At 70.2% G+C, this 19,270-nt stretch carries 20 protein-coding genes; 4 read left to right on the plus strand and 16 right to left on the minus strand.

The window, feature by feature from the left end:
- Positions 1-852 (minus strand): polysaccharide deacetylase family protein (locus ACFY6S_RS29905; RefSeq protein ID WP_388828594.1); only part of this gene is annotated, 852 nt, incomplete at its 3' end.
- 111 nt (positions 853-963) lie between these two features.
- On the minus strand, positions 964-1,353 hold the full coding sequence (locus tag ACFY6S_RS29910; protein WP_388828304.1) for a hypothetical protein: 390 nt from the start codon (positions 1,351-1,353) through the stop codon (positions 964-966).
- Between the two features lie 293 nt (positions 1,354-1,646).
- Between ACFY6S_RS29910 and ACFY6S_RS29915 the strand changes: the two genes are divergently transcribed.
- Complete coding sequence (locus tag ACFY6S_RS29915) at positions 1,647-2,717, plus strand: chitinase (protein ID WP_388828307.1); 1,071 nt, start codon at positions 1,647-1,649, stop codon at positions 2,715-2,717.
- Positions 2,718-2,781: 64 nt separating this feature from the next.
- On the opposite strand, the gene ACFY6S_RS29920 is transcribed toward ACFY6S_RS29915, so the two are convergent.
- From ACFY6S_RS29920 to ACFY6S_RS29930, 3 genes are all read right to left on the minus strand, one after another.
- Positions 2,782-3,201 (minus strand): hypothetical protein, encoded by a 420-nt coding sequence (locus tag ACFY6S_RS29920; RefSeq protein WP_388828309.1) that lies wholly within the window; start codon positions 3,199-3,201, stop codon positions 2,782-2,784.
- A 34-nt stretch (positions 3,202-3,235) separates the two neighbouring features.
- On the minus strand, positions 3,236-4,450 hold the full coding sequence (gene mqnC, locus ACFY6S_RS29925) for a cyclic dehypoxanthinyl futalosine synthase (protein WP_388828312.1): 1,215 nt from the start codon (positions 4,448-4,450) through the stop codon (positions 3,236-3,238).
- Between the two features lie 189 nt (positions 4,451-4,639).
- Positions 4,640-5,452, minus strand: a complete 813-nt coding sequence (locus ACFY6S_RS29930) for a menaquinone biosynthetic enzyme MqnA/MqnD family protein (protein WP_388828597.1) — start codon at positions 5,450-5,452, stop codon at positions 4,640-4,642.
- Between the two features lie 455 nt (positions 5,453-5,907).
- On the opposite strand from ACFY6S_RS29930, the gene ACFY6S_RS29935 reads away from it, so the two are divergent.
- Positions 5,908-6,111 (plus strand): cold-shock protein, encoded by a 204-nt coding sequence (locus ACFY6S_RS29935; protein WP_017948713.1) that lies wholly within the window; start codon positions 5,908-5,910, stop codon positions 6,109-6,111.
- 214 nt (positions 6,112-6,325) lie between these two features.
- Here the strand turns inward: ACFY6S_RS29935 and ACFY6S_RS29940 are convergent, their stop codons facing one another.
- The 6 genes from ACFY6S_RS29940 to ACFY6S_RS29965 all read right to left on the minus strand — a co-directional run bounded on the left by ACFY6S_RS29940 (position 6,326) and on the right by ACFY6S_RS29965 (position 11,651).
- The gene (locus ACFY6S_RS29940) at positions 6,326-7,696 is read right to left on the minus strand and encodes a dicarboxylate/amino acid:cation symporter (RefSeq protein ID WP_388828315.1); all 1,371 of its coding nucleotides are present in this window, start codon (positions 7,694-7,696) and stop codon (positions 6,326-6,328) included.
- 427 nt (positions 7,697-8,123) lie between these two features.
- On the minus strand, positions 8,124-8,420 hold the full coding sequence (locus ACFY6S_RS29945) for a DUF4229 domain-containing protein (protein ID WP_388828318.1): 297 nt from the start codon (positions 8,418-8,420) through the stop codon (positions 8,124-8,126).
- A gap of 104 nt (positions 8,421-8,524) precedes the next feature.
- Positions 8,525-9,055, minus strand: coding sequence for a GNAT family N-acetyltransferase (locus ACFY6S_RS29950; protein ID WP_388828321.1), 531 nt, complete (start codon positions 9,053-9,055; stop codon positions 8,525-8,527).
- A gap of 13 nt (positions 9,056-9,068) precedes the next feature.
- Positions 9,069-10,247, minus strand: a complete 1,179-nt coding sequence (gene mqnE / locus ACFY6S_RS29955; RefSeq protein ID WP_388828325.1) for an aminofutalosine synthase MqnE — start codon at positions 10,245-10,247, stop codon at positions 9,069-9,071.
- 157 nt (positions 10,248-10,404) lie between these two features.
- Positions 10,405-10,857 (minus strand): Lrp/AsnC family transcriptional regulator, encoded by a 453-nt coding sequence (locus ACFY6S_RS29960; protein WP_388828600.1) that lies wholly within the window; start codon positions 10,855-10,857, stop codon positions 10,405-10,407.
- 95 nt (positions 10,858-10,952) lie between these two features.
- The gene (locus ACFY6S_RS29965) at positions 10,953-11,651 is read right to left on the minus strand and encodes a UbiX family flavin prenyltransferase (RefSeq protein WP_388828328.1); all 699 of its coding nucleotides are present in this window, start codon (positions 11,649-11,651) and stop codon (positions 10,953-10,955) included.
- A 187-nt stretch (positions 11,652-11,838) separates the two neighbouring features.
- On the opposite strand from ACFY6S_RS29965, the gene ACFY6S_RS29970 reads away from it, so the two are divergent.
- Complete coding sequence (locus ACFY6S_RS29970; RefSeq protein WP_388828331.1) at positions 11,839-12,444, plus strand: rhomboid family intramembrane serine protease; 606 nt, start codon at positions 11,839-11,841, stop codon at positions 12,442-12,444.
- A gap of 60 nt (positions 12,445-12,504) precedes the next feature.
- Here the strand turns inward: ACFY6S_RS29970 and mqnP are convergent, their stop codons facing one another.
- Positions 12,505-13,410, minus strand: coding sequence for a menaquinone biosynthesis prenyltransferase MqnP (gene mqnP / locus ACFY6S_RS29975; protein WP_388828334.1), 906 nt, complete (start codon positions 13,408-13,410; stop codon positions 12,505-12,507).
- Positions 13,407-14,858 (minus strand): menaquinone biosynthesis decarboxylase, encoded by a 1,452-nt coding sequence (locus tag ACFY6S_RS29980; RefSeq protein ID WP_388828337.1) that lies wholly within the window; start codon positions 14,856-14,858, stop codon positions 13,407-13,409. The genes mqnP and ACFY6S_RS29980 overlap by 4 nt, the downstream gene beginning before the upstream one ends.
- Positions 14,859-15,027: 169 nt before the next feature.
- On the opposite strand from ACFY6S_RS29980, the gene ACFY6S_RS29985 reads away from it, so the two are divergent.
- The gene (locus ACFY6S_RS29985; protein WP_388828340.1) at positions 15,028-15,417 is read left to right on the plus strand and encodes a PLD nuclease N-terminal domain-containing protein; all 390 of its coding nucleotides are present in this window, start codon (positions 15,028-15,030) and stop codon (positions 15,415-15,417) included.
- Between the two features lie 145 nt (positions 15,418-15,562).
- Here ACFY6S_RS29985 and ccsB read toward each other — a convergent pair whose 3' ends face one another.
- The 3 genes from ccsB to ACFY6S_RS30000 are packed head-to-tail and all read right to left on the minus strand — an operon-like array spanning position 15,563 to position 19,258.
- Positions 15,563-16,648, minus strand: coding sequence for a c-type cytochrome biogenesis protein CcsB (gene ccsB, locus ACFY6S_RS29990; RefSeq protein ID WP_388828343.1), 1,086 nt, complete (start codon positions 16,646-16,648; stop codon positions 15,563-15,565).
- Positions 16,645-18,516 carry a cytochrome c biogenesis protein ResB gene (locus ACFY6S_RS29995; RefSeq protein ID WP_388828346.1) on the minus strand — a complete coding sequence of 624 codons (1,872 nt, stop codon included), beginning with the start codon at positions 18,514-18,516 and terminating at the stop codon, positions 16,645-16,647. The genes ccsB and ACFY6S_RS29995 overlap by 4 nt, the downstream gene beginning before the upstream one ends.
- Positions 18,517-18,520: 4 nt before the next feature.
- Positions 18,521-19,258 (minus strand): cytochrome c biogenesis CcdA family protein, encoded by a 738-nt coding sequence (locus ACFY6S_RS30000; protein ID WP_388828349.1) that lies wholly within the window; start codon positions 19,256-19,258, stop codon positions 18,521-18,523.
- Positions 19,259-19,270 lie beyond the last annotated feature (12 nt).

Consider the following 19,270-nt stretch of genomic DNA (forward strand, 5'->3'; position numbering starts at 1 on the left):
CTGCTGAGCGTCCTGCTCCTGCTGGCGGTCCTGCTGCTGGGCGCCGCTGACCGTGGTGAAGGTGTACCCCTTCGCCTTCATCTTCTTGATGTAGCGGGGCAGGGCGATCAGCGTCTCGTCGCGGTTGCCGCCCGCGTCGTGGAAGAGCACCGCCGCGCCCTTGCCGTTCTTCGGTGTCGCCCACTTGACGATCTTGTCGACTCCCGGGAGCTGCCAGTCCTCGCTGTCGGTGTCGATGAAGACGCTCGTGTACCCCATCGCGCCGAGCTTCTTGTAGACCGGCCAGCTCTCGTTGTCGATCGCCTCGTTCGTGGAGGAGTACGGGGCCCGGAAGAGGGTCGTCGTGATTCCGGCGGCCCCGGCCAGCGCCAGCTGCGTCTGGGCTATCTCCCGCTTGACGCGCGCGGCGCTCTGGTAGGAGAGATCGACATGGGTGAAGGTGTGGACGCCGACCTCGTTGCCGTCCGCGACCAGCTGTTTCACCACTCCCGGATAGCGGGAGATCATGGAGCCGATCAGGAAGAACGTGCCGGGTACGTCGTTGTCGTCCAGGATCTTGAGGACCTTCGAGGTGTACGTGGGATCGGGCCCGTCGTCGAAGGTCAGCACAATGGTCTTGTCGGCCACGGACCGGGTGCGCGCCCGCCCGTTCTCGAAGGAGAGGAAAGGGCCGCCGTCGATGACGGACTCGGGCACGTCGCTGTTGCTCGCGTCGGACCGTACGCGCTGGTCGCCGCCGACCTCGGACCGCAGATAGCCGTCGAGCAGCAGCACGCTGACCAGGCCGACCAGCAGCAGCAGAGCGACGATCACGCGGGGCCTCGGCACGGCCTGTCTGCGGACGCGCTCCATGCGGCCGGGCGTGGCGTGGCGGGGCTTGGCGGGGCCGGGCCGGGCGGTGCCGGAGCGTGCGGGGTCCGGCTCGGTGGGTTCGGGCTCGGTGGAATCGGTCGCTGTCATCGGTCAGTTGCCGCCGGAGGACGCGGACGAGGACGGGGAGACGGACGCCGAGGCAGCGGGCTGCCCGCTCGGCGGCGCGGACGGAGGCGCCTCGCCCATGCCGGGCGGCGGCCCCTCCCCCGGCGGTGCGCCGCCGCCGTCGACGGCGGCCGGTCCACCGCCGAACGGCGAGATCTCCGACGGGGTCAGCGAGATACCGCCCATGAAGGCCAGTCCGAGCACGGCCACGTATCCGATACAGACGACCCCGAACACGATGGCCGCACGGCGCAGCAGCCGGGACCGGCGCCCGGAGGCATCGACGAATACGGGGCCCTCCTGGGGGCCGGAGCCGGGCCTACGGCGCCGGCCGCGTGCCACGGGCCGTTTCTCAAGGGCGGGGTCGGAATGCATGCGAGCACGTTGACGGGCGCCGATGTGCGAAACCTGTGTATTCGGCGGCGCATCGCTATGAAAGAACGCGCTACCTGTCAGTGCGCTGAGAGCCGAAGGGATACCGGACTCTCCCTCCCGACCACCCTCATCTGCTAACCAGCGCGGCGGAAAAGGGAGTTGAAGAATGGCCGGATCGCGATTCCCGTCAACTGTGCGATGCGTCACCACATTCGACCGTACATCGAGCCGTGAGACGCTCGCTCCTCTCCTTCATTTCCCTCATTTCCCTCACGAGAGCGGGTGTGTTCGGTATGCGGATTTCCCCGGAACGGATTCCGCCGGGACGGCATTTCCCGGAAAGGGGCGCACGGTGGATCGCCCGGTCGGCCGGACCGGTCGCGCTGGCCCTGGCCTGCGCCGCCTGTGCGACGGGCACCGCCGCCGACACCGGCCGGGAGTCGCCGCCGCGCGCGGCGTCCTCCGGGACCGGCGGGGCGGGCGGGACGGCCACCGCTTTCGCGCCCTACGTCAGCGCCACCACGGCCGCCGCCACCGACTCGGCCGGCTCGCCTGACACGTACAACCTGGCCTTCGCCGTCGCGGCGGACGCGGACAGCTGCACCCCCACCTGGGGCGGGACGGCGGCGTACGACAGCGCGTCCGTGAAGTCCCGTACGGCGGCGCTCGCCGCGTCCGGCGCCGGGCTGCGGGTCTCCTTCGGCGGCGCGGCCGGCACCGAACTCGCGCTGGCCTGCGGCAGCGCCGACCAGCTCGCGGCGGCGTACGCGAAGGCGCTCGACGCGGTCGGCGCGACCCGGGCGGACTTCGACATCGAGGGCGACGCGCTCACCGACACCGCCTCCGTGGCCCTGCGCGACCAGGCGCTCGCCGAGCTCCAGCGGACCCGCGACCTCGACATCACGTACACCCTGCCGGTGATGCCGGACGGCCTGGAGGAGTCCGCGACGGCGGTCCTGACCGACGCCGTCGAGCAAGGGGTGCAGCTGTCGGCCGTCAACATCATGGCGATGAACTACAGCACGTCGGACGACGGGGACATGGGCGACTACGCGGAGCGGGCGGCCCGCGCCGCCCACGACCAGATCGCCGGCATCCTCGGTCTGTCGTCGGCGAAGGCGTGGAAGTCGCTCCACATCACGGCGATGATCGGCGTCAACGACGTGGCCGCCGAGACCTTCACCCTCGCGGACGCCGGCCGGCTCCGCCGTTTCGCCCGGCGCCAGGGCGTGGGCGCGCTCTCCATGTGGGCGGCCTTCCGCGACCAGCCGTGCGCGGCAGGGGTGTCGACGGCGGAGGCGTCCGACACGTGCAGCGGCGTCGAGCAGAAGGCGGGCGCCTTCGCGGAGGCGCTGGCGGGCTGAGCCCGGAGCGGACGGCCCCTCGGCGTACCCACTCGACGCGACCGACGGCGCACCCGGAAAACCCCTACGCCCTGCGGTGCACCAGCCGCCCCGCGCACACCGTCGCGACGCACCGGCCGTCCGCGTCGAAGACGGCGAGGTCGGCGCGGCGCCCCTCCGCCAGCTCCGGGCGTCGGTCGGCGGCGGGCAGCACCAGGACACCCACCCGGGCCGCCGCGGCCCGGACGCCCGGCTCCGCCGCGTACCGTTCCAGCACCGCCACCGCTCCCCGCTTCAGCACCTCGTGCACCCGCTCGCGGGGGCTGGGCGCTTCGGGCAGCGGCCCCTCGTGGACCAGGGCGGGCCCGAGCGTCCCGCGCCAGCTCCGCACCCGGGCGCCGGGGAACCGCTCGCGCAGCTCGTCGTACGTACCGACGGCGCCGATCCGGTCACCGGTCACGACCACGGCGTGGCCGGTCCCGTCGGCGACATGCAGGGTCTCCAACGCGCGTGCTCGCCTCGCTCCGGGTCGGTCGGGCTCAGTTGGAGGAGATGAGCTTCAGCTCGGGGTGCGCCGTACCGCCCTCGATCGCGGTGGACGAGATGTGCGAGACGACGCGCTCGTCGACCGGGTCGTTCGCCGGGTCGTCGTGCACGACGAGGTGCTCGTACGTCGTGGCGCGCTGCGCCGGGACGCGGCCCGCCTTGCGGATCAGGTCGATGATCTCCAGCCGGTTGGAGCGGTGCCTGGCACCCGCCGACGAGACGACGTTCTCCTCCAGCATGATCGAGCCGAGGTCGTCCGCGCCGTAGTGCAGCGACAGCTGGCCGACCTCCTTGCCGGTGGTCAGCCACGAGCCCTGGATGTGCGCGACGTTGTCGAGGAAGAGGCGCGCGATCGCGATCATCCGCAGGTACTCGAAGAGGGTGGCCTGCGTCCGGCCCTTCAGCTTGTTGTTCTCGGGCTGGTAGGTGTACGGGATGAACGCGCGGAAGCCGCCCGTCCGGTCCTGTACGTCACGGATCATCCGCAGGTGCTCGATGCGCTCCGCGTTGGTCTCGCCGGTCCCCATGAGCATGGTGGAGGTGGACTCGACGCCCAGGCCGTGCGCGATCTCCATGATCTCCAGCCAGCGCTCGCCGGACTCCTTGAGCGGCGCGATGGCCGTGCGCGGCCGGGCGGGCAGCAGCTCGGCGCCCGCGCCGGCGAAGGAGTCGAGACCGGCGGCGTGGATGCGCGCGATGGCCTCCTCGACCGGCACCTTGGAGATCCGTGCCATGTGCTCGATCTCGGAGGCGCCCAGCGAGTGGATGACCAGCTGCGGGAACTCCTTCTTGATCGCGGCGAAGTGCTCCTCGTAGTACTCGACGCCGTAGTCCGGGTGGTGGCCGCCCTGGAACATGATCTGTGTGCCGCCCAGCTCGACGGTCTCCGCGCAGCGGCGCAGGATGTCGTCGAGGTCGCGGCTCCAGCCCTTGTCCGTGTCCTTGGGCGCGGCGTAGAAGGCGCAGAACTTGCACGCCGTCACACAGACGTTGGTGTAGTTGATGTTGCGCTCGATGATGTACGTCGCGATGTGCTCCGTCCCCGCGTACCGGCGCCGGCGCACCGCGTCGGCGGCCGCGCCCAGCGCGTGCAGCGGGGCGGAGCGGTACAGGTCGAGCGCTTCCTCGGGGGTGATGCGTCCGCCCGCGGCGGCACGGTCGAGGACGCCAGTGACGTGTACGGACGTGAGGTCGGCCTTCTCGGTCACTGGGTGGGTCCTTCCCGAGGGTGCGGTACGAGGGCGTGGAGCGTGGGCGGTGACGACCGATCCAGCCTACGCCAGGGCCTTCTTCCGCCCGGTGCGCGGGCGGGACGGTACGGTGCGGCGTCCCGCCCGGGCGCCGGTGAGGCCCCGGGCACGGCCGTGCACGGTGCGGGCTTCAGCCGTTCCGGCGGTTCAGGGCTTCAGCAGTTCCACGTGCACGTCGGACGGGAAGCCGGTCGACGGACCGACCCGGCGGGCGAACTCCCGTACCCCCGCGAGCTGGTCGGGGCCGAAGCGGAAGTCGAGCGTCGTGAAGTAGCGCTCCAGCAGCTCAGCGTCGAAGGCTTCCCAGCGCGCCGCCTGCTTCGCGACCTGGGCGACCTCCTCCAGGGAGAGGTCCCGGGAGGCGAGGAACGCCTCGTGCGCCTTCCGTACGTGCCGCGGCTCACGAGCCAGGTAGTCCTTGCGCGCCGCCCAGACCGCGAAGACGAACGGCAGCCCGGTCCACTCCTTCCACATCTGCCCCAGGTCGTGGACCTGGAGGCCGAGCCGGGGCGCGTCGTGCAGCGAGGCGCGCAGCGCCGCGTCGCCGATCAGGACGCCGGCCTCGGCCTCCTGCATCATCAGGCCGAGGTCCGGCGGGCAGGTGTAGTAGTCGGGCCGTACCCCGTACTTCTCGTCGAGCAGCAGCTGCGCCAGCCTGACCGAGGTACGGGAGGTGGAGCCGAGCGCCACCCGGGCGCCGTCGAGCTGCTCCAGCGGCACCTGCGAGACGATCACGCAGGACATGACCGGCCCGTCGCAGCCGACCGCCAGGTCGGGGAAGGCGACGAGATCATCGGCGTTGCGGAGGAATTCGACGAGGGTGACGGGCGCGATGTCCAGCTCGCCCCTGACCAGCTGCTCGCTGAGCCTCTCGGGCGTGTCCTTCGTCAGCTCCAGGTCGAGCAGGAATCCGGTCCTGGCGAGCCCCCAGTAGAGGGGCAGGCAGTTCAGGAACTGGATATGTCCGACGCGGGGGCGGGTACGGCCCGGGACACGGCGGTCATCGGCGTCGGGAGCGGAGTCCGGGCCCGTGTCCGGGCCGGGGGGCGCCGCCGCTCGCGCCGTGTCCGCCGTGACCGCCGTACTGTCCGCTGTCGTACCTGCCGCTGTGTTTTCCTCGGAACTGTCCACATCGTGAGGCTAGACCCGCGCTCCATCAGGGGCGGATCCGGGGGCGTGCGCGGGCCCGCGCGGCGCGCGATTCGTCAGCACGGAAGGCCCTATACAAACGTCCGGGTGAAGTGATCTTTCCCTCTACCGCTGCGCACACGCTGCGTGCTAGGCTCGCCGCAAGTTGCAGTTTGGTTTCCCTTGCAGTACAGAGCCTGCGGAGCATGTGACCCGCAGGCTTTTGTAGTTTTCAGACTTCTTTGCAGGTTCTGGAGCAGGGCAACCCTTTGGCCCAAGGAGGGCTTATGGCTACCGGAACCGTCAAGTGGTTCAACGCTGAAAAGGGCTTCGGCTTCATCGCCCAGGACGGCGGCGGCCCGGATGTCTTCGTCCACTACTCCGCGATCAACGCGACCGGCTTCCGCTCCCTTGAGGAGAACCAGGTCGTGAACTTCGACGTCACTCAGGGTCCGAAGGGCCCCCAGGCGGAGAACGTGACCCCGGCCTAGTCACCCGGGTCGGCGATCGCGCACGACTTACGCAGTACCAAGGAGCCCTGCTTCCCCCACTCGGGTGGGGAAAGCAGGGCTCCTGCCTGTACGGGGTCCGTGATGCCCGAGGTCGTGCGACGGGACAGCGGGGGGGGCCGGGGCGCGCGACCGGGCCGTACGGGCTGTACGGGTGCCACCGGCCGCCGCGCCGTCGTATACGAACCCGGGGAGGTCAGGCGGCGACCGGCACCTTCTCCTCGTGCGCGGTCCCGGCGGCGCCGAAGTCGTCCACCGGCGAGGCCGAGGCCGAGTCGTACGCGTCGTGGTCGAGGATCTTCTCGCGCGCCGCGACGAGGACCGGGACCAGCGCCTGGCCCGCCACGTTGGTGGCCGTCCGCATCATGTCCAGGATCGGGTCGATGGCCATCAGCAGGCCCACGCCCTCCAGCGGGAGGCCGAGCGTGGAGAGGGTCAGCGTCAGCATGACCGTCGCGCCGGTGAGGCCGGCGGTGGCCGCCGAGCCGACGACCGAGACGAAGGCGATCAGCAGATAGTCCTGGATGCCGAGCTGAACGTCGAATATCTGCGCGATGAAGATCGCGGCGAGCGCCGGGTAGATCGCCGCGCAGCCGTCCATCTTGGTCGTCGCGCCGAACGGCACGGCGAAGGACGCGTACTCCTTGGGGACACCGAGGCGCTCGGTGACCTTCTGGGTGACGGGCATGGTGCCGACCGAGGAGCGCGACACGAAGGCCAGCTGGATGGCGGGCCAGGCGCCCTTGTAGAACTGGAGCGGGTTGACCTTGGCGACCGTCGCGAGCAGCAGCGGGTAGACGCCGAACAGGACCAGCGCGCAGCCGACGTACACGTCGGCGGTGAAGGTCGCGTACTTGCCGATGAGGTCCCAGCCGTAGTCCGCGATGGCGAAGCCGATGAGGCCGATGGTGCCGATCGGGGCGAGCCTGATGACCCACCACAGGGCCTTCTGGAGAAGTTCCAGCACGGCTTCGCTGAGGGTGAGGATCGGCTGGGCCTTCTCGCCGAGCTTCAGCGCGGCGATACCGGCGACGGCGGCCATGAAGACGATCTGGAGCACCTTCAGCTCGGTGAAGGGGGTGATGACGTCCGTCGGGACGATGCCGGTCAGGAAGTCGATCCAGGAGCCGGAGCCCTCGGGCGCCTTGCCGTCCCTCGGAGTGAGTCCGGTGCCCGCGCCCGGGTTGGTGATCAGGCCGATCGCGAGCCCGATGGCGACCGCTATCAGCGAGGTGATCATGAACCAGAGCAGGGTGCGGGAGGCGAGCCTGGCCGCGTTGTTGACCTTGCGCAGATTGGTGATCGACACCAGGATCGCGAAGAAGACGAGCGGTGCGACGGCCAGCTTGAGCAGCTGGACGAAGATGCTGCCGGTCTTGTCGAGCGTCGTGTACAGCCAGCCGATGTCCTGGCCGCGGGCGAGCCAGCCGAGCAGGACACCGAGGACCAGACCGGCGACGATCTGCGCCCAGAACGGGACCCTGGGAATTCTCGGCCTCCGGGAACGGGGCGGGTCGGACGGCTCACCGGCGGGGCTCGGGGACGTGGGCGCGGGGGTCGCGGACACGGACACACTCCAGACGTGACGTATCGATGCATACGGGAACGGAACAGGGGTGCGGCGCGCGTCTCGCAGAGGGCGCCGCTGCATGATGCCGGGTCAGACCGAGCGGCAACAGACCGCGGACATACAGCGGCAGAGATCGACATGCAGGCGCGCCACGAGCGGGAAGCCCGTGGCATGGCGGTGGCGCACTGCTGTCTGCATGTCGAACACGTTAACACTTGAACTTTGAGAACCTCAAAGCTCGCCTTTGGGACCTGTGACACCTGGGGGCCCGCGCGCCGGGCGGCACCTGGGCGGAAGGCGCGCATAACCGCGACACCCCGGCTCCGGAGGGGCGGCTCCGGAGCCGGGGTGTCGGGATATCGGGGTGTCGCGTGGTCGCTTCCACGGGACGCGGGACGCGCGTCCCGTGCGACGGGGGCGGGGCCTACTGGACGGCGCCGTCCTCCTGCGCCCGGTTGGTCTCCAGCCGGGCCCTCGCGTGGTCGATCCTGGGTGCGAGCTGCACGGACATCGCGTCACGCTGCTTGCGCAGCAGGACGAAGCTGACCGGCGCCGACAGGATGATGGCCAGCAGCGGCACCCAGAGGAAGTTGGAGTCGCCGAGCCCCTTGGGCAGCACGCCGAGCTGCACCAGCAGGGCGACGAAGGCGAAGCACAGGACGAAGACGCCGAAGCGCATCGCCGTGTACCGGATGGTGGCGTTCGTCTTCGCAGCGGTCACAGCGGGGCCTTCTCTCTTCCTGGTGCTTGCCTGTGCCTGAAGTGTGTGCCCGGGGGTACGTACGCGTGTGGGCACGTGTGTCCCAACAGTCAAGCACGCCCCGTTCAGTACCGGTTCAGCGGGAGCGTCATGATGATGTCGTCGCGGTCGTCGCCCGGGGCGACCCTGATCGCGTCGGGCACCCGCCCGACCTCCTTGTAGCCGCACCCGGCGTAGAACGACTCCAGCCCCGTACCGCCCCGGCAGGTGAGCCGGATAGACTCGATGCCGTCGAGGGACCGGGCGGACCCGGCCGCCGCCGCCAGCAGGTCACGGCCGTAGCCCTTGCCCTGGTGGCGGGGGTGCACCATGACCGTGTACAGCCAGAGCCAGTGGCGCATCAGCCGGTGGGTGTTGAGCACGAGGAACGCCGTCGCGGCGACGGCGCCCTCCTCGTCGTGCCCGACCAGCAGCCGGCAGCGGCCCTCGGCCATCGCCGTGAAGTGCTTGAGCAGCTCGGGCCTGACCGTCTCGGCCGTGACCGGCGGTACGAAGCCGACCGCGCCGCCCGCGTTGGTGACATCGGCCCACAGGGCGAGGATGCCGTCGCGCAGGGCGCGGTCGACCGGCGGGTCCAGCGTGAAGGTGAGTGCCATCGGACCCGCCCCCTCAGACCCGCATCGGCTGCGGGGACTCGCGGCGGTCCGCGTCGGGGCCGGGGTACTCGCGGATGATCTCGTACCGGGTGTTGCGCTCGACGGGCCGGAAGCCCGCGTCGCGGATCAGGTCGAGCAGATCTTCCCGGCCGAGCTTGTTGGGCGTGCCGTAGTTGTCCGCGTCGTGGGTGATCTTGTACTCGACGACCGAGCCGTCCATGTCGTCCGCGCCGTGCTGGAGCGCGAGCTGGGCGGTCTGGACGCCGTGCATCACCCAGAAGACCTTGACGTGCGGCACGTTGTCGAAAAGCAGCCGGGAGACCGCGAAGGTCTTCAGGGCCTCGGCGCCGGTGGCCATCGTCGTACGGGCCTGGAGGCGGTTGCGGACCTTGCCGTCCTTCATGTCCACGAAGTCGTGCTGGTAGCGCAGCGGGATGAAGACCTGGAAGCCGCCGGTCTCGTCCTGGAGTTCGCGCAGCCGCAGGACGTGGTCCACCCGGTGGCGGGGCTCCTCGATGTGGCCGTACAGCATCGTCGCCGGGGTCTTGAGCCCCTTCTCGTGGGCGAGGCGGTGGATGCGCGACCAGTCCTCCCAGTGGGTCCGGTGGTCCACGATGTGCTGGCGGACCTCCCAGTCGAAGATCTCGGCGCCGCCGCCGGTCAGGGACTCGAGACCGGCCTCGATCAGCTCGTCGAGGATCTCGGAGGCGGAGAGCCCGGAGATCGTCTCGAAGTGGTGGATCTCGGTGGCGGTGAACGCCTTCAGGGAGACCTGCGGGAGGGCTTCCTTGAGCGCGCTGAGCGAGCGCGGGTAGTAGCGCCAGGGCAGCGTGGGGTGGAGGCCGTTGACGATGTGCAGCTCGGTGAGGTTCTCCCCCTCCATCGCCTTGGCGAGGCGGACGGCCTCCTCGATGCGCATCGTGTACGCGTCCTTCTCGCCCGGCTTGCGCTGGAACGAGCAGTACGCGCAGGACGCGGTGCACACGTTCGTCATGTTGAGGTGACGGTTGACGTTGAAGTGGACCACGTCGCCGTTCTTGCGGGTCCGCACCTCGTGCGCGAGACCGCCGAGCCAGGCCAGGTCGTCCGACTCGTAGAGGGCGATGCCGTCCTCACGGGTCAGCCGCTCACCGGCCCTGACCTTCTCCTCCAGCTCGCGCTTGCGACCTACATCCTGGACAGATGCAGTCATCAGGCCGCCTCCCATACGTCTACCAATCGGGCCTGTCGAGCCTACGCCCCCCGACCGGCGGGGCCCGAGGCGGCCCTCCGGCGTTTCCGGCCCGTGTCCCGGCCCAGGTCACGGCCCGGGTCCCGGCCCCGCGCGGTCGCCCGCAGGGGAAACGCGCTCACTCCTCGGGGAGTTCGCCGACCCGGTTCTCCCACTTCGTGGAGAGAACGATGGTGGTACGGGTCCGGGAGACGCCCTTCGTGCCGGTCAGCCGGCCGATGGTCTTCTCCAGGCCGTCCACGTCCCCGGCCCTGACCTTGAGCATGTACGAGTCGTCGCCCGCGATGAACCAGCAGTCCTCGATCTCCCCGAGATCGCGCATCCGGCGGGCCACGTCCTCGTGGTCGGCCGCGTCGGAGAGGGAGATCCCGATCAGCGCAGTGACACCGAGGCCGAGCGAGGCGGAGTCGACCGTCGCGCGGTAGCCGGTGATGACACCGGCCGATTCGAGCCGGTTGATGCGGTCGGTGACGCTGGGCCCGGAGAGCCCGACGAGCCGGCCCAGCTCGGCGTAGGAAGCCCTGCCGTTCTCCCTGAGTGCCTGGATGAGCTGTCTGTCCACGGTGTCCATGGGAATGAAGCCTTCCATTGTTCAGATTTCAGGCGAGTATATACAGCTAATCTAAGGTATGGATAACTCAATACCTGCGAATCAGCGGGTCGCGTTCAGCTGTCGGTGCGGGAGCCGCCCAGCTCGCCTTCCCATCGGCGGTACAGCCCGTGCGCCACCCCCGCCGCGTCCAGCACCCGGCCGGCGACGAAGTCCACCAGGTCCTGGATGTGCGTCGCGCCCGCGTAGAACGCCGGGGAGGCGGGCAGCACCACGGCCCCGGCGTCGTCCAGCGCCACCAGATGCCGGAGCGTCTGCCCGTTCAGCGGTGTCTCCCGTACGGCCACCACCAGCCGGCGGCGCTCCTTCAGCGTCACGCTCGCCGCGCGCTGGAGCAGGTCCTTCGAGAGGCCGAGCGCGACCCCGGCCACGCACGCCGTCGACGCGGGCACGATCAGCATCCCCTGGACGGGATACGAGCCGGAGGACGGCCCGGCGGCCAGGTCACCGGCGCTCCAGTGCCGTACGTCGTCCAGGCACGGGGCGAAGGTGTCCGGCTTCCCGTCGGCGCCCCGCGCCAGCCAGGTCCGCAGATCGTCGCGCCAGTGCGCGTCACGGAAGGCGATCCCCGTCTCGTCCAGCAGCGTCAGCCGGGACGCGCGGCTCACCACGAGGTCCACGCTCTCCCCCGCGTCCAGCAGCCCGCGCAGCACGGCGGCGGCGTAGGGCGTCCCGGACGCGCCGGAGACCCCGACGACCCAGGGCCGCCGGGGCTCTCGCGGGCTCTGCTGATCTGCGTACGGTCCGGGCTTCACGGCTCCGAGCCTATCCGGCGCCACCGGGCCGGAACCGACAGCGGCCCCCGGACGTTCAGAGGGGCAGAGCACGGGCACGACCGCATGCGGACGGGCCCGGCATCGAGACGTACGCCACAGGACGCGACACGACAGCCGGGGCCACGAGCACCGCCGAGGCCGCCGGACCGCCGGTGAGGGGGGCGCCATGCCGTATCCGACCGTGGATTCGACCCGCGGAGGCCGGACCGCGCGCATGAAGCCGGCCGCCGCCCTGATGATCGGCTGGGTGGCGCTGCTCTGGGTCATCGAGGCGGTGAACAGCTCGACGGGCTCGCTCACCACCTACGGGCTCAGCCCCCGGGACTTCGGTGAGCTGCGCGACGTCATCCCGATGGCCTTCCTGCACCACGGCTTCGACCACCTCACGTCCAACACCGTGCCGCTGCTGGTCCTCGGCTTCCTCGCCGCGCTGACCGGGCTGCGCCGGTTCGCCGCCGTCGTCCTCACCATCATGGTCGTCGGCGGTCTCGGCGTCTGGCTCACCGCCGCCGACGGCACGGTGACGGCGGGCGCCTCGGGCGTCGTCTTCGGCCTGCTGGGCTATCTGCTGGTGCGGGGCTTCGTCGACCGCAACGCGGTGGACATCGTGACCGGGCTGCTGGTGCTCGTGTTCTACGGCTCCGCGCTGTGGGGCGTGCTGCCGACCAACTCGGCCGTGAGCTGGCAGGGCCATCTCTTCGGGCTGATCGGCGGGGTGCTGGCGGCGTTCCTGTACCGCAGGCCGCCGCCGGTCAACGAGCGCATAGGCTGACGGCCCCGGCCGGCCCGGCACGGGCCGACGGCGCGTCGGCCCACGCGGGCCGCCCGGACCTCAGACCGTGAGGCCGCGCGCCAGCAGATCGCAGAGCGCGCACACGAACAGCGCGATCCCGATGAAGCCGTTGACGCTGAAGAACGCCCGGTTCAGCCGCGACAGGTCGTGCGGCCTGACGATCGTGTGCTCGTAGAGGAAGGCCCCGCCGACGATCACCAGCCCGGCCCAGAAGAACACCCCGGCGTCCGTGGCCACCGCGTACCAGACCAGCAGCGCCGAGGTGACGACATGGGCGCCGCGCGCCCCGTGCAGCGACGCCGGGATGCCGAAGCGCGCCGGCACGGACTTCACTCCGTGCGCGCGGTCCGCCTGGACGTCCTGGCAGGCGAAGATCAGGTCGAAGCCGCCGATCCAGACACCGACCGCCACTCCGAGGATCACCGCGTCCCACGACCAGCTCCCGGTCACCGCGAGCCAGGCGCCGATCGGCCCCATGGCCTGAGCGAGGCCCAGGATCGCGTGCGGGAAGTTCGTGAACCTCTTCCCGTACGGATAGACCACCATCGGGACCACCGCGACGGGCGCCAGCGCCAGGCACAGCGGGTTGAGCGCGGCGGCGGCGCCCAGGAAGACGACGAGGGCGACGAGCGCGCCGGTCCAGGCGGACCGCACGGACACCGCGCCCGTCACCAGCTCACGGCCGGCGGTGCGCGGGTTACGGGCGTCGATCTCGCGGTCGATGATCCGGTTGCAGGCCATCGCGAACGTACGGAGCCCGACCATGGCGACCGTGACCAGCAGCAGCCGGCCCCAGAGGATGGTCCCCTCCGTGCGGAACATCGCGGTGAGCGCGGCGATATAGGCGAACGGCAGGGCGAAGACCGAGTGCTCGATCATCACCAGCCGCAGAAAGCCCCTGGTCCGGCTCGGCGGCTGCGGTACTGCCGCGGCGGCGCTGGTCACAGCCCGTACTCCCTCCACCGGCGGTCGACCTTCGCCGCCGTCTCCGGGTCGGACTCGACCATCTCCGGCCAGCCCCCGTCCCGTGTGTACCCCTCCTCGGGGAGCTTGCGCGTCGCGTCGATGCCCGCCTTGCCGCCCCAGAACTGCTGGTAGGAGGAGTGGTCGAGATGGTCGACCGGCCCCTCCACGACGGTGAGATCGCGCGCGTAGTCCGTGTTGCCGAGCGCCCGCCAGGACACCTCGTGCAGATCGTGGACGTCGCAGTCCGCGTCGACGACCACGATCAGCTTGGTCAGCGACATCATGTGCGCGCCCCAGATCGCGTGCATCACCTTCTGCGCGTGCTTGGGGTACTTCTTGTCGATCGAGACGATCGCACAGTTGTGGAATCCGCCGGACTCGGGCAGGTGGTAGTCCACGATGTCCGGCACGATGATCTTCAGCAGCGGCAGGAAGAACCGTTCCGTCGCCCGGCCCAGCGGCCCGTCCTCGGTCGGCGGCCGGCCGACCACGATCGACTGGAGCAGCGGGCGCCTGCGCATCGTCACACAGTCGATGGTGAGCGCGGGGAACTCCTCCTGCGGGGTGTAGAAGCCGGTGTGGTCCCCGAACGGGCCCTCCGGCAGCGTCTTCCCCGGCTCCAGCCACCCCTCGACGACGACCTCGGCGTTGGCCGGGACCTGGAGCGGCACGGTCTTGCAGTCGACCATCTCGATGCGCCGGCCCTGCACGAAGCCCGCGAAGAGGTACTCGTCGATGTCGCCGGGCAGCGGCGCGGTGGAGGAGTACGTCACGGCGGGCGGACAGCCGAACGCGATGGCGACGGGCAGCCGCTCGCCGCGCCTGGCGGCCACCTGGTAGTGGTTCGCGCTGTCCTTGTGGATCTGCCAGTGCATGCCGATGGTGCGCCGGTCGTGGCGCTGGAGCCGGTAGAGCCCGAGGTTGCGGATGCCGGTCTCGGGGTGCTTGGTGTGCGTCAGCCCCAGGTTGAAGAACGACCCGCCGTCCTCGGGCCAGGTGAACAGCGCCGGCAGCTGGTCGAGGTCGACGTCGTCGCCGGTGAGGACCACTTCCTGGACCGGAGCGTCCTTGATCTTCTTCGGCGGTACGTGCGCCATGGAGCCGAGCTTGCCGAACGCCTCGCGCACCCCGATGAAGCCCTGCGGCAGCTCCGGCCTGAGCAGGCCGCCGATCTTGTCGCTGATGTCGCTGTACGACGTCAGCCCGAGCGCCTTGAGCAGCCGGCGGTCCGTGCCGTACACGTTCATCGCGAGGGGCATCGAGGAGCCCCGTACGTTCTCGAAGAGGAGCGCGGGCCCACCGGCCTTGTTCACCCGGTCGACGATCTCCCCGACCTCCAGGTACGGGTCGACTTCGGCCTTGATGCGCTTGAGGTCGCCGTCGCGCTCCAGCGCCCGGAGGAGCGAGCGAAGATCGTCGTAAGCCATGCGCTCCAGTGTGTCATCCCGCTCCGCGCGATCTTCCGGGGGCGGCACGGTGGCGCGCGGGGGACCTCGTCGTCTCCTGCGGGTCAACGTCCTGGCGGCCACTCGCTACTCTTGGTGTATCAGGGGGGCCGTGACCCGGTCTCGATCTCCATGCGCAGGGGGGACCTCCATGCTTCGGGTGCTGATGTTTCTGGTGCCGCTGGCTCTCAGCATCTACGCCTTCATCGACTGCATCACCACCGATGAGAAGGAGATCCGCTTTCTCCCGAAACCCATCTGGGCGATCCTGGTGCTGCTCTTCCCGCTGGTCGGCTCCATCTCCTGGCTGATCGTCGGCCGCGACCGCACGACACCGGCGCGCCGGGGCGGCTGGGTCGCGCCGGACGACAACCCGGAGTTCCTCAAGTCGCTGAAGGACGAGAAGGGCGGCTCGGCGGACGACGACTCCTCGCATCTGGAGCGGTGGGAAGCGGACCTGCGCCGGCGCGAGGAGGAGATCGAGCGCCGCGAGAAGGGCAAGGGGACCGGCAGCGCGGACGACACCCCGCCGAAGTCCTGAAGCCGCCGGGTCCTGACGAGGTTCTGGCGGCAGGTTCGCGTACGACGTGACGGGCGACCGTGACGTGTGACGAAGGAGGGCGCCCCCGCCGTGTGCGGGGGCGCCCTCCTTCGTCGTGTGCCGTGCGTCGGCGGCCCGTGTGGCGTCAGACGCCCGCGTACGAGTGCTTGCCGGTCACGAAGATATTGACGCCGTAGTAGTTGAACAGCCAGCAGCCGAAGGCGATCAGCGCCAGGTAGGCGGCCTTGCGGCCCTTCCATCCGGCGGTCGCCCGGGCGTGCAGATAGGCGGCGTAGGCGACCCAGGTGATGAAGGACCAGACCTCCTTGGGGTCCCAGCCCCAGTAGCGGCCCCAGGCGTCGCCCGCCCAGATCGCGCCCGCGATGATGGTGAACGTCCAGAGCGGGAAGACCGCGGCGTTGACGCGGTAGCCGAACTTGTCGAGGGTCGCCGAGGCGGGCAGCCGTTCCATGACGGAGGTGGCGAAGGCTCCGGGCTTGAGACCTGCGGCGAGCTTCGACTCGTACCGCTCACGGAAGAGATAGAGGACCGTGGCGGCGGCGCCGACGTAGAACACGGCGCCGCAGAAGATCGCGGTGGAGACATGGATCCACAGCCAGTACGAGTGGAGCGCGGGGACGAGCTGGTCGCTGTCGGTGTAGAGGACCGTGACGGCGAGGCCGAGGTCGAGCAGGACCGTGGTGACCAGCGGCAGGCCGAGCCAGCGGACCTTCTTCTTCATCAGGAGGAACGCGAGGTAGACGCTCACGGCCACCGTGGAGAAGGTGATGTTGAACTCGTACATGTTGCCCCAGGGCGCCCGCTGCACGGACAGCGCGCGGGTGACCACCCCGGCGGCCTCGATGGCCCAGGCGAGCACGGTGAGGGAGATGGCGATCCGGCCGTACAGATCGCCCTGTTCGTCACCGCCGGCCGCGCCGGGGCCGTCCGGGATGTCGCGGGCGCCGGGCGCGGAGCGGGTGATGATCTTCGGCCGCTCCAGGACGGCCGTACCGCCCTTCCGCTCCGATCCGGCCTTCCCGGTGCTCGCCGCGGCCGGCCTGGCGTCGGCGGTGAGCGCGGCGGCGGTTCTGGCGGTCTTGGAGCGGCTGCCGAACAGCCACTCGGCGATATGCGCGAAGAAGGCCAGCAGATAGACGGCCATCGACGAATAGATCAGCACATTACTGGTGTGCGCCAGGCTCTCATTGGCTGCGGCGGCGAGATTCACTTCTCGGCCCCTCCGGCATTCTCTTCTGCGGAATCAGGCGCGGTGGGCGCCTCTGAATTGAGGGTGTAGGCCAGATCGGCCAGTTCCTCGGGGAGCTTGGCGGACTCGCTGCGGCCGAGTCCCGCCATCTCCACGACGGTGACGCCGTCGGCGCCCCGCACTGTACGGACCCAGATCCGGCGGCGCTGGATGAAGAGGGACCCGGCGAGACCGACGATGGCGGCGATGGCTCCGGCGAGCGCCCAGCCGTCACCCGGCTGGTGCGAGATCTGGAAGCTGGCCCACTCCTTGACGTCCTTCTCGAAGGTGATGGACCCGGCGCCGTCCGGCAGCGTGAGCTTGTCGCCGGGCAGCAGGGTCTTCTTCAGTACCTCGCCCTCGGAGTCCTTGAACGCCTTCATCTTGCGGGTGTTGAGCTGGTACACGTTCTGCGGCAGCCCGGCGTCGACGCCCAGGTCGCCGTGGTAGGCGCCGACGTTGAGCACCGGGAAGTCGAGGGCGGGGAACCGGGAGAACATCCTGGTGGCGCCGCCCTCGCCGCCGCCGTAGGTCGGCACGAAGAAGGCGGCGAAGCCCAGCTGGTCCTTCTTGCCGTTCTTGTCGCGGTAGCCGTCCATCACCTTGATGGCGCCGGTGGAGGAGACGTTGCTGTCGATGGGCAGCAGCGGGACCGCGCCCTTGAAGACCACCTTGCCCCGGCCGTCCCTGACGGTGACGACGGGCGCGTACCCGTGGCCGATCAGGTAGACCTTCGAGCCGTCCACCACGAGGGGCTTGTTGACCTCGATGGACGTCTTCTTCTCCGTACCGCCGGGCCCCTCGCTGTAGTGGACGTCGGCCCGGTAGACCCGGGGGGTCCCGAGCTGCGGTCCGCTGCGCTCGTACGTCCCGGTGAACTTGTCCAGGCCGAAGCTGAACGGCGCGAGGTCGTTCGTGTCGAACAGGGAGCCCGACTTGAAGTCGTCGTACTGGGTGAGGGTGTTGGAGAAGCCGTCGCCCTCGACGATCAGCTTGCCGCCCTCGGACTTGAACAGCTGCCCGCTGGCGAACGCGACGAGCAGCACGATCAGCGAGATGTGGAAGATCAGGTTCCCCGCCTCGCGGAGATAGCCCTTCTCGGCGGCCACGGCGTCACCGACGGTGTGGGCGCGGTAGCGGCGCTTCCTGAGCATCGCGAGCGCCGCCTCACGGGCGGCCTCGGGCTCCGCCGTCGTACGCCATGTGGTGTACGCGGGCAGCCGGGTGAGGCGTTTGGGCGCGCCGGGCGGGCGGCCGCGCAGCTGGCCGACGAACTGCCAGGTGCGCGGGACGATGCAGCCGACCAGGGAGACGAACAGCAGGATGTAGATCGCGGAGAACCACACCGAGCTGTAGACGTGGAACAGCTGGAGCTTGTCGTAGATCGGGGCGAGCGTCTGGTGCTGGTCCTTGAAGTCCTGGACCTTCAGCTCGTCGACGCTGCTCTGCGGGATCAGGGACCCGGGGATGGCGCCGAGGGAGAGCAGGAAGAGCAGGATCAGCGCCACGCGCATGGAGGTGAGCTGCCGCCAGAACCAGCGGATCCAGCCGACGACCCCGAGGGTGGGGCCGCCGATGGCGGTCTCCTCGCGCTCCTCGCGGGGGGCGGTGGAGAGCCGGGACCCGGCGTCGCCGAGGTCGCGGGAGTCCTGCGCGTCGCGGGCGTCCTGCGCGTCGCGGGCGTCCTGCGCGTCGCGGGCGTCCTGCGCGTCGCGGGCGTCCTGCGCGTCGCGGGCGGCGGACCCGGCGGTGCCGTCGGGGCCGGGGCCGGTGGCGTCGGGTGTCGGGTCCGTACCCGCCGTACCCGCCGTGCCCTCGTGCCCGGTGTCGCTCGTCGAAGCCTTGCTCATGGAACTAGATCCCTACCGTGAAGCCGTTCGACCAGGTCTGCATCTGCTGCACGATGCCGTCCCACGCGCCGGTGAGCAGCAGCAGGCCGGTCGCGATCATCATTCCGCCGCCGATACGCATGACCCAGGTGTAATGGCGCTTGACCCAGCCGAAGGCCCCCAGGGCCTTGCGGAACGCCACCGCGGCGAGCACGAACGGCAGGCCGAGGCCGAGGCAGTACGCGACCATCAGTATCGCGCCCCGGCCGGCGTCCGCCTCGCTGAGCGCCAGGGTGTTGACGGAGGTGAGGGTGGGGCCGAGACAGGGCGTCCAGCCCACCCCGAACATCACCCCGAGCAGGGGGGCGCCGGCGAGGCCGCCCACCGGGCGCTTGTGGAAGCGGAATTCGCGCTGGGTGAACCAGGGCATGAGCCCCATGAAGAACAACCCCATGAGGATCATCAGCGCGCCGAGCACCTTGGAGATGATCCCCTGGTACTCCATGAGGGTGGCGCCGAAGTAGCCGAAGAGCGCGCCGCCCGACACGAAGACCGCCGTGAAGCCCACCACGAACAGCGTGGCGCCCACGACCATCCGGCCGCGCCTGGCGTCCGCGAGATCGGTGCCGCTGACTCCGGTGACGTACGAGAGGTAGCCCGGCACGAGCGGCAGGACGCACGGCGAGAAGAACGAGACGAGCCCGCCCAGCACCGCGATCGGGAGCGCGAGCGCGAGCGCTCCGCTGTAGACCGTCTCGTTCACGCCGGACACCCC

Origin of the sequence: Streptomyces sp. NPDC012835 (genome assembly GCF_042900885.1) — a bacterium.
In the GTDB taxonomy this organism is placed as follows: domain Bacteria; phylum Actinomycetota; class Actinomycetes; order Streptomycetales; family Streptomycetaceae; genus Streptomyces.

Bases quoted from the DNA above. Each gene is read 5' to 3' on its own strand.
- ACFY6S_RS29935 (WP_017948713.1), top strand. From the start codon at position 5,908: ATGGCTACCGGAACCGTCAAGTGGTTCAACGCTGAAAAGGGCTTCGGC.
- ACFY6S_RS29960 (WP_388828600.1), bottom strand. From the start codon at position 10,857: ATGGACACCGTGGACAGACAGCTCATCCAGGCACTCAGGGAGAACGGC.
- ACFY6S_RS29980 (WP_388828337.1), bottom strand. From the start codon at position 14,858: ATGGCTTACGACGATCTTCGCTCGCTCCTCCGGGCGCTGGAGCGCGAC.
- ACFY6S_RS29995 (WP_388828346.1), bottom strand. From the start codon at position 18,516: ATGAGCAAGGCTTCGACGAGCGACACCGGGCACGAGGGCACGGCGGGT.
- ACFY6S_RS29950 (WP_388828321.1), bottom strand. From the start codon at position 9,055: ATGGCACTCACCTTCACGCTGGACCCGCCGGTCGACCGCGCCCTGCGC.
- mqnE (WP_388828325.1), bottom strand. From the start codon at position 10,247: ATGACTGCATCTGTCCAGGATGTAGGTCGCAAGCGCGAGCTGGAGGAG.
- ACFY6S_RS29985 (WP_388828340.1), top strand. From the start codon at position 15,028: ATGCTTCGGGTGCTGATGTTTCTGGTGCCGCTGGCTCTCAGCATCTAC.
- ACFY6S_RS29915 (WP_388828307.1), top strand. From the start codon at position 1,647: ATGCGGATTTCCCCGGAACGGATTCCGCCGGGACGGCATTTCCCGGAA.
- ACFY6S_RS29970 (WP_388828331.1), top strand. From the start codon at position 11,839: ATGCCGTATCCGACCGTGGATTCGACCCGCGGAGGCCGGACCGCGCGC.
- ACFY6S_RS29910 (WP_388828304.1), bottom strand. From the start codon at position 1,353: ATGCATTCCGACCCCGCCCTTGAGAAACGGCCCGTGGCACGCGGCCGG.